The 9,118-nt window shown below is 67.6% G+C and carries 7 protein-coding genes; 2 read left to right on the top strand and 5 right to left on the bottom strand.

Annotated elements, in window-relative coordinates; all coding sequences use genetic code 11:
* The 4 genes from DD1DGNOD_RS23905 to DD1DGNOD_RS23890 all read right to left on the bottom strand — a co-directional run.
* A partial coding sequence (locus DD1DGNOD_RS23905; RefSeq protein WP_131771075.1) for an aldo/keto reductase occupies nucleotides 1-922 on the bottom strand: 922 nt, incomplete at its 3' end.
* Between the two features lie 177 nt (nucleotides 923-1,099).
* Nucleotides 1,100-1,618, bottom strand: a complete 519-nt coding sequence (locus DD1DGNOD_RS23900) for a hypothetical protein (RefSeq protein WP_241251817.1) — start codon at nucleotides 1,616-1,618, stop codon at nucleotides 1,100-1,102.
* Nucleotides 1,619-1,670: 52 nt separating this feature from the next.
* The gene (locus DD1DGNOD_RS30610) at nucleotides 1,671-2,513 is read right to left on the bottom strand and encodes a helix-turn-helix domain-containing protein (RefSeq protein WP_131768609.1); all 843 of its coding nucleotides are present in this window, start codon (nucleotides 2,511-2,513) and stop codon (nucleotides 1,671-1,673) included.
* Nucleotides 2,514-2,823: 310 nt separating this feature from the next.
* Entirely contained in the window at nucleotides 2,824-4,062 is a 1,239-nt protein-coding gene (locus tag DD1DGNOD_RS23890) for a DUF349 domain-containing protein (RefSeq protein WP_241255948.1), read from the bottom strand.
* Between the two features lie 1,033 nt (nucleotides 4,063-5,095).
* Here DD1DGNOD_RS23890 and DD1DGNOD_RS23885 point away from each other — a divergent pair.
* Both DD1DGNOD_RS23885 and DD1DGNOD_RS23880 read left to right on the top strand, forming a co-directional pair.
* On the top strand, nucleotides 5,096-6,448 hold the full coding sequence (locus tag DD1DGNOD_RS23885; RefSeq protein WP_131768608.1) for an extracellular solute-binding protein: 1,353 nt from the start codon (nucleotides 5,096-5,098) through the stop codon (nucleotides 6,446-6,448).
* A 401-nt stretch (nucleotides 6,449-6,849) separates the two neighbouring features.
* On the top strand, nucleotides 6,850-8,199 hold the full coding sequence (locus DD1DGNOD_RS23880; RefSeq protein ID WP_131771076.1) for a transcriptional regulator: 1,350 nt from the start codon (nucleotides 6,850-6,852) through the stop codon (nucleotides 8,197-8,199).
* Nucleotides 8,200-8,284: 85 nt separating this feature from the next.
* Here DD1DGNOD_RS23880 and DD1DGNOD_RS23875 read toward each other — a convergent pair.
* Nucleotides 8,285-9,118, bottom strand: an 834-nt coding sequence (locus tag DD1DGNOD_RS23875) for a YgfZ/GcvT domain-containing protein (RefSeq protein WP_430827862.1), incomplete at its 5' end; no start/stop codon positions are given.

Genomic DNA, 9,118 nt, shown 5'->3' with positions numbered 1-9,118 from the left:
TGTCGAGGACGGCGAGGTCGTCGCCACGAGGCTGCCACTCGCCGGCCGCGACGTTCGCCCGGACCTGTTCCGCTGTCGTCGCTCCGGCAATCACGGACGCGACCGCCGGTTGCGCGGCCAGGCCGCCGAGCGCCACGTCCAGCAGCGAGCGACCGCGTTCACGGGCGAAGGTCTCCAAGATCTCGACCTGGTCGAACACCTCGTCGGTCAGTTCGTCCTGGCGCCCGGCCAACCGCGTCCCGTGCGGTGGTTGTTCGTCCCGGAAGTACTTGCCGGTGAGGATGCCGTTCGCGAGGGGAAAGTACGGCAGAATGCCGATGCCGTACTTCTGCGCGGCCGGGACGAGTTCGACCTCGACACCGCGTTCCAGCAGGTTGTAATGGTTCTGAGCCGAAATGAAGCGCGTTGTACCGGACGCGCGCGCGGTCCACTCGGCGTCGGCGACCTGCCAGGCCGCGAGGTTCGACGAACCCACGTAGCGGACCTTGCCCTCGCGCACTATCTCGTCGAGAGCGGCCAGCGTCTCCTCGATCGGGGTGAACGCGTCCGGGCTGTGGAGCTGGAAAAGATCTATGTAGTCGGTCTGCAGCCGGCGAAGCGAACCTTCCACGGCTTTGCGGATGTACCGGCGCGAAGCACGGGCATTGAAGTCGGGTCCGTACACCCCACCCATGTCGTTACCGAACTTGGTGGCGAGGACCACCTCGTCGCGCCGGGCCCGCAGGATATGGCCGAGCAGGGTCTCCGAACCGCCCTTGTTGCCATATGTGTCCGCCGTGTCGAATAGGGTGATGCCGTTGTCGAGTGCTGCCGTGACGACGGCCCGGGTGCCCTCGAGGTCGACCCTTGAGCCGAAGTTGTTGCAGCCGAGACCGACGACGGATACCAGTAGGCCGGAAGATCCCAGTGGACGATATCTCATATCATCAGTACAACACGACATACCATGAACCCCGGACGTTAGGGTCTGGGCTTCTCCGGGGTCCATGGTTGCCGGATCGGATCGGTGGCATCCGGTTGTTCTTCCCGAGTGGTGGCGAAGTTCCCACCGTGAGGCGGTATCGGCCGGGTATGCCGACCGGTATATGCGGTCAGCGGGTCAGTCGGACTGCGCGGCGTCGGTGGTGCCGTTGTCCTCGGCCCTGCTCTCGTCGGCGCCGCCGGCGTCCTTCGGCGCGTGGTCGGTCGACGGACGCGCGGCCTTGGTCCGGTTGACCGCGTTGCGGGTCCGGGTCACGGCCTCCTCGGTCGTCGGGCTGCGGCGAATGCTGGCAACGCGCTTCTCGCCGCGGTCGGCGAAGCTGTTGTAGAGCGAGCTTGCGCGTCCTTGCAGGTCGGAAAGCTGGGAACTCACCGACGAGGGCAGGGATGCCACGGCGGTCTGCACGTTGGCCGGAAACCTCTGGGCGTGGACGGAAATGTCGTTGACTCGGCCGGAAATCTTCTTGATCTCGTCGGCGTAGACGGTGGGAATACTCAGGATCTTCTCCACCGCGGCGTCCGCGGCGCCCACATAGGCGTACAGGGGCTTGCGGACTTCGGACAGCGGGACCTTGACGTCGGCCGTAACCTCGACGGTGTCGTCCGACTTGTCGGCGCTGGTTCGAATGGTGGCCATCGCTACCTCCAGTTTCGTGGCTATGACCCGATCGTCAGATGTCGCTTCGTTGTCACTTTGTTGATTTTGAGGCGTCATCTGTCCGGTCATGGACAGCGGCTTCGTCGGTAACCGCGGCTGTGCGTGTGGAGCGACCGGACGACGCGCGACCGGCCTTCGTGACAACATCTCCGCCGGCCTTGCCGGTTTCACCGGTGGTCGCTGTCGCCCGCGGACGCCGGGCCGCCGGTGTCCGCCTCGACGCGGCGCCGGACGCGCCAGGAGTCCGTGGGCCAGGCGCGGTCGCCGCTCGGGCGGCTGCGCTGGTCCTGCGGGTGGTTGCGGCCGGCTCCGTCTCGGTGGCCGTGGTTGAACTGGTCGCCGTGGTTGAACTGGTCACGGTCGGGCCCGTTGTCTGCGGGGCGCCCCCGGGTGGGTCCTCGCCCGCAGCGGCCCTCGGCCGGTCGGAGTCGGGATCCCCGCCGGCGTCCGCGTCGGAACCTGACGCGGGTCCTGACGCGGATCCGTTGCGCTCCGGGTCGTCCGGCGGGGAGGTTCCGGCGCTCAGCCCGTATACGGCGTTCTCCTTCCGGAACGCGTCGTAGATCTCGACGATGACCTGCTTCTGCCGTTCGGTGAGAGCCGTGTCCGCGAGAATCGCGGCGGTCACGTCGCTGTCCGCCGACCGTTCGTCGAGAATGCCGGCCTGCACGTAAAGCACTTCCGCCGAGATCCGGAGTGCCTTGGCAATCTGCTGTAGAATTTCCGCGGACGGCTTTCGTAGACCGCGCTCGATCTGGCTCAGATAGGGATTGCTGACCCCGGCCTGCCGGGCGAGCTGACGAACTGAGATCTGTGCGGCCTTGCGCTGATCCCTGATGAAGTCTCCGAGATCGCGTACATTCAGGGGCGGCACGTTCAGTGTCGGCCTCCTCTCGTCCGAGGCGCGTCCTGTGCGCCCGGTGAACCATGTTCACGGCCGCGAGGCTCGCGACATCGCCGAACCGGTCGTTCGCAGCGTACGTCTGGATGCTAGCTGCGGCAAGCGCTCGGCAAGCAGCCTGGAGTGGTCGGGGCCCCTTTGCCCCCGCCCCGACGGACACGCTCGGTTTCAGGCTGCCCGAACGCGCACAGGTATACCAGCGCAGGAAGCCGAGGTCGTATTCCGGGCATTCCGGCCGGGCCGCATCGCGGTGGCCTGCAGCCCGGTGGCCACGAGCCGTCGATCAGCGTGTCGCGTGCGCGAGCCACTCGCGCTGCGTCGCAAGCGCCGACTCGGTCTCGGTCACCTCGTCCGCACGCCCGTGGGCACGGGCACGTTCCAGTCTTGCCTCCAGCTTGGCAACCGACTCCCGTAGCGTTGTCACGAACGGGGATTCGGCCGTCTCCTGCCGGCGCCACCGGGAATCCGCCGCAGACCGGATGCGGTCACCGGCAGCGGACAGCCGCCGTTCGAGGTCGCTGACGGCGTCCCGCGGCACCTTCCCGATGAGATCCCACTGTTCTTCGATCTGTCGCAGCCTGCGCAGCGCCTGGTCGGATCGGGCGGGATCGAGCGCGGCGGCCTCGGCAAGCAGCTGCTCCTTGGCTGCCTGATTCACCCGCAGATGCGCGTCCCGTTCGGCGTTGGCGGCGTTGCGCCGGGCGAAGAACGTGTCCTGCGCGGATCGGAAGCGAACCCACAGCGCATCCTCGACGTCCTTGGGTGCGCGTCCGGCCGACTTCCACTGGTTCATCAGTGCCCGGTACTGAGCGCTGGTGGCCGGCCACTCGCTGGACTCGACAAGAGCCTCGGCCTCGGCCACGATCGCTTCCTTGCGCTGCCTGGACTCGGTCCGCTGCTGGTCGAGCGCGGCGAAGTGGGCGCTGCGGCGCCGGTTGAACTCCTCGCGTGCGGCAGCGATCCTCTTCCACAGGTCGGTGTCGGTGCGGCGATCCACTCCCGTGATCGTCCGGAACTCGACCGTGATCGAACGGAACCGCTCCCCGACGGCCTTCCAGTCGGAGCTGTGGGCGAGGTGTTCGCCCTCGGCGACGAGTGCCTTCTTCGCCTCCACCGCGTCGGTGGCCCGCCGGGCGCGCTCGGCCTCGCGCTGCGCGGCGCGTTCGCCGACCGCGTCCAGCACGGACTCCAACCGTCTGGTGACCGCGCCCAGATCACCCACCACCGCCGCGGTGTCGAGGGACACCAGCAGCCGGTGTGCGCTTGAGGCGAGATCCGTAGGGTCGGCACTGGGGACGGTCAGCCGCTGTTCCAGCAGCGCGACTTCGGCGGTCAGGTCGTCATAACGCCGGGCAAAGTGCGCAAGGCCCTCTGCGGGAGAGCCCGCCCGCCAGGAGCCGACGGGGCGTTCACCCGCGGGCGTGCGTACATACACGGTGCCGTCGTCGCCGACGTGCCCCCATTCGGAGCTGTTGCGCTCGCTCATCGTGGTCCCGAAGATCGGCATCAGGTCAATTGTCATTCTTGCAGGGATCGCGCGGATGAGGCACATTCTGCTGGCCGTCCGTAGGTCGAGGCGCTGCTGTCGGACATGGGACATGGGACATCGGGCCCGCGAGTCCGTGACCCGGCATGCCCACTCCGCGCCGGGAGCATGATCGCATATCCTGCGGCCCGCTGGCCGCTTCGGTGCCGTCGGCGCTCTGTCGGCTCCTGTTCTCCTCTGTTCCTCTGTTCTGCGTTCCTCTGTTCTGCCGTGTTCGGCTCCTGTTCCGCCCGGTCGGCAGGGCGGTCCAGGGCCTGGCCGGGACCGGCCGCCGGGTTACCGGCGCCCGCTTTCCCAGCGTCCGGTCGTGGACGCCGCCCGGACGACTGAACTTCCCTGCCGGGTCCCGGCGCCCGGCCACGGCGTCCGGGTGCTCTCCGCGCTGTTTTCGGTGCTGCTTCCAGCGGTGGCCAGGCGCTTCTTCGAAGCTTGTCGTCGACCCGACCGGAATCGCTGCCGGTGGATTTCCCGATGTGCGTTCCCCAACATTGTCGGAAATACGACAGCAGGGTTCCGGTCGCCAATCTTGTTCCTGCTGCCCTCCCATGAACGGACAGTCATGTGTGTGGTCGTGGCGACATGCCCCGGTCGTATACAAGTGTTCGCCAAACCGCCAGGATTTCAGCCGTGTACCGAACAGATGAGACCCGCCCGGGGACGCCGGCACAGGGGCCTGCCCGTGGTTGCGCTCGCGGGCGGTCGGCGACCGGCAAGCTTCGTCCTTCGTGGTGTGTCTCGCAGCTCACGGCGGCGTCGACGCATGGGGCGCCCGACGTCGACGGTGTCCGTGGCCGGGTCCGACCGGCAACCTCGGCGGCCCCGCGGCCCGCGAGCCTGCGAATTACATTTCCATTGTCGGCTCTCGCCTCCATGATGCCGGGCGCGCCAAGTACCGCGAAATCGACTGTGTTCGTTCCGGTCCGGTGTCGGCCGCTCGCCGGAATCACCGGCGGCGCCGGCACCAAGACCGGCGGCGGCGTCGGGGCATAAGAGCCTGAAAGGAAGAAACTTGATCCGGATTCCGCCGGCGACGCGGTTCGCCGTTGCCGCCGCCGTGTTCACGATTACCGCGTGTGGGGTGGGTGGTTCGAACAGCCCGTCGTCGAAATCCAGCCTCCGCCCGCCGGCTCGGCCGGCCACCGTCGCCGTGGACGATGCGAACGGGGCCACGGCATCGATCCAGTGCGCGACGAAGGTCAAGGCGCTGCGGATGATCGCGAGTGGTCCGCTCGCCGACACCGCCAGGGTCGGCAAGGTTCGCATGGAAAAGGCCCATCCCGGCCTGACCGTCGAAATCACGTCCACCGCGACCACCTATTCCCAGATCGTCCAGCAGATCGGCGCCAATGCGTCCATCGGGCACAGCACGGACCTCGCGGTGGCCGGGCTCGACCTGCTGGCCACCTTCGTCCAGCAGCTCGACGCCCAGGAGCTGTCGCCGCGGTCGCTGCGCGCGTCCTACGACCAGCGGTTCGCCGCGCTGGGCAAGGTGGGTAGCCAGCTGTTCGTCGTCCCGCAGCAGGTGTCCGTACCCGTCCTGCTCTACAACGCCGAGATGCTCGCCCAGGCCGGGGTGGACCCGGCGTCGCTGAAGAGCACCACCGGTGTGCTCGCCGCCGCCGAGAAGATCAAGAAGGTTCTTCCCGGCGTCCAGCCGATCGACCTGCCAACCGGGGACCAGTTCGGACAGTGGTTCTTCAACACCATCGCCGGGTCGAAGGGCGCGAACATTCAGAATGCCGGGGGACGGCCGGACTTCACCAGTGCCGCGGCGCGCGACACCGCGAGCTTCCTGGCCAGGGTCGGTAGTTACGGGCCACAGTCGAACACACCGGCTGACGCCATGGTCCGCTTCGGTTTCAGCAGGCAGTCCGCGATCGTGGGCGCGAGCATCAGCTCGGTTGTGCCGGGGCTGCAGGCCATTGAGCGCCGGAGCAAGGGCATGTTCCCGCTCGGTGTGGCGCCGATCCCCGTTCTGCCGGGCGGTACGCCGCATCCGGTGGTCGGCGGAAACGGTCTCGTGGTGCTGGCCACCGACCGCTGCCAGAACGAGATGGCCACCGAACTGATGATGTCGCTGTTTGCTCCGGACGTGGTCGCCGCGGGCGTGAAGGCGCTGAGCTACCTGCCGGTCGACACCGAGGCCGCGAACCAGCTCGTGGCGTTGTACAGACAGTATCCGCAGGTCGTACCCTTCAACGCTCTGATCGATTCGCTCGCCCGCGCGCCGTACTGGTCCGGGCCGCGGGGTGGTGAAGTGCCGATCCTCGCGTCCGAGGCGGTCGCGAGGATCATGCTGGGTGCGGACCCGGTGTCCACGCTGACCGAGCTGCAGAGCCAGGCGGAGACGCTTGTCATGTAACCGACGGTTACTGTTCGCCAGGGCGCACTCCTCTCTTTTCATTTCTTTTCGTATCCGTTCCGTTGCCAAACGGAGAGCGTAAGCGAGGAGTGGGCGCTCTGGGACGCTCCGTGTGATCTCGTTGTGGTCCACCTCTCGCATGGCTCGCAACCGGCGGTAGGATCAAGGCACGATCTTGCTCGACAGCAAGCAGATGAGCAGTCAATGGCTTGTGCGTGATTTCTTGTGGTGCATTCGTGGTCATGTTGTGAACACCCGTGCAATCGGTGCCAAAGGGCGCGCGCTGTTGTCCTTCTGTGGTCTTTGTGCACGCATCGCTTCCTGTTTGTCACTGTGTCGCGAAGATGTCACCACATAGCGTCGTTAGCTGCTTACCAGATGCGACTCGAAGGAGGCAGATGATGTCGACCGATGGTGCCGGCGCCTGCGCTCACCCGCTCGCGTTCGTCCGGGCGCAGCGTGGCTGGTCCTACCAGCGGTTGGCCCGAGTGGTGGCGCGCCGTGCGCGTGACCTGGGCGTGGCCAACATGGCGGCGGAACGTCAGAAGGTCTGGCGGTGGGAACACCGGGGCGTCGTGCCTGATCGTGTCTCCCAACTCGCCCTTGCCGCCGAGTTGGGGGTTTCGGCCGAGAAGGTCGAGTCCCATCCCTGGCCTACATGGCTTCCGACCGGTGACGTCGTACGTACCGACTACCCGTGGAACGGCGCGGGCAGCGTGACTTCCATGATCGATGTTGTCGAGGGTGCCCTCACCGACCGTCGAGGGTTTCTCACCATCACCGGAGCAGGCGTGGCGAGCCTGGCCAACGAGTGGCTCAGCCTGGAGCCCACCCGCCTCGTCGCCGCACTGGACGGCGGGCGGGTGGACGAACAGATAGTCCACCGCATCGAGCACAACATCCCGGGATTACGGCTGATGGACGACCGGCTTGGCGGGGAGGGCGTCCGGCGGCTTGTGGACGCTGAGCTCCGGGTGGTGGCCGAGCTGCTCGCCAGGGGTTCGTACACGGAAAAGATCGGGGCGAGCCTCCAGCTGCTCGCCGCCGAGCTCGCCCGAGTCGCCGGTTGGGCGTCGTTCGATGCTGGTTATCATACGAGCGCGCAGCGTTACTGGATCGCGGCCCTGCACGCCGCTCACGCTGCCGGAGACCGGCTGGTCGGTGCGAACATCATGAAGAACATGTCGCTGCAGTGCGTCGACTTCGCCCGTCCGGGGGAAGCCGTCGAACTGGCGGAAGCGGCCGTGGCGAGCAGCGGTGGCATCAGCGGACGAGCTGGCGCGATGTTCCAGATGAGGCTGGCACGGGCGTATGCGGCTCTGGGGGATTCGGCTGGATGCTTCCGGGCGCTTGCCCGGGCCGAAGCGGCCTTCGACCGGTCCACCCCGCAGGATCCGGCCTGGGCGAACATTTTCGATGAAGGGTTCTACACAGCCCAGCTCGGGATCTGCTACATCGATCTCGGTCGTCTGCCGCAGGCGGACCGGTGGCTGGGTCGCTCCCTCGAGGTGCACCCGGTCGCCCGCGCCCGTGACCACGCCACATACCTGCTCCGCCGCGCGGCTGTTCAGATCGATCTGGGCAACCTCGACCACGGGTGCGCGCTCGCCCGCGAGGCGGTGCCGTTCCTGGAAGCCACCCGTTCGCAGCGAAACGCGCGTCGGGCGGAAGAGGTTCGGCGCTCCCTGCGCCGACACGCGTCGGATCCGGAGGTCCGCGAAGTGGATCAGCTTCTCGCCCGTCCCGCCTGAATTTGCCCGTCCCACCCGTATGACGGTCGCCCCCCCGGCTGAACCGGCCGCGGCGGCGATGGACGGGGACGACGAACTGGTCAGGTCAGCCGACGAGACGGCCGGCCGGGCGGGCCGGTTGCTCAGGCCCGCTCGCCGGCTCCACGGACGCCGCGACCTCGCCCGCTTCCGGATCGACGATGACCAGGGCGGTTTCGTCGGTCACGGTACGTTTCACGACCGCGAGCGCGATCGGACCGAGTTCCGTGTGTACGACCGATGTGCCCACGAACCCGACCGTCCGGCCACTGCTGCTCACCGGTGCGCCTCGGGTGACTGTCGTGCCGTCCAGATGCAGCAGGACCATGCGTCGTGGCGGGCGTCCCAGGTTGTGGACGCGGGCGACGGTCTCCTGACCGCGGTAACAGCCCTTGTCGAGGTGGACGGCGGTGGTCAGCCAGCCGACCTCGTGCGGAATCGTCCGATGGTCCGTCTCCGAGCCCAGGCGGGGCCGGCGGTCGGCGACTCGCATCGCCTCGAACGCGCCGATACCGGTGAGGGAGGCACCCGCGGAGATGAGCCGTTCGACCGTCCCGCCCAGCGTCCACCGTGGTGTGAGCAGGTCGACACCACTGGGCATCGCCCGGACAAGTATCCCGTACCTGTCCGGACTCTCGTGGTTGGTCACAGGGTGGCTGGCCACGGCCGGCGGTGCGGCGTCCGGCCGGACGACCGTCCGGGCGAGTGGATACTGTCCCTGCGCCAGCAGGTCGCCGTCGTAGCTCACGGTCACACTCTGCCCGGCGGGTCGGTGGAGCGGGGGGTCGAGCGGTGCGAGCGCGCTGTTCACGACGTCCACGGCGTCCGGGCCGATCACCGACAGCACTGCGTAGTCGGCACCGACGTCGACCGGCTCGACCCGCAGCAGGAAACGCATTGA

It is taken from the genome of Candidatus Protofrankia californiensis (assembly GCF_900634765.1).
GTDB lineage: Bacteria > Actinomycetota > Actinomycetes > Frankiales > Frankiaceae > Protofrankia > Protofrankia californiensis.
This window is presented reverse-complemented; position numbering and strand designations above follow the sequence as displayed.

Coding starts and splice junctions, on each gene's coding strand:
- DD1DGNOD_RS23900 (WP_241251817.1), bottom strand. CDS start 1,618: ATGGCCACCATTCGAACCAGCGCCGACAAGTCGGACGACACCGTCGAG.
- DD1DGNOD_RS23890 (WP_241255948.1), bottom strand. CDS start 4,062: ATGACAATTGACCTGATGCCGATCTTCGGGACCACGATGAGCGAGCGC.
- DD1DGNOD_RS23880 (WP_131771076.1), top strand. CDS start 6,850: ATGTCGACCGATGGTGCCGGCGCCTGCGCTCACCCGCTCGCGTTCGTC.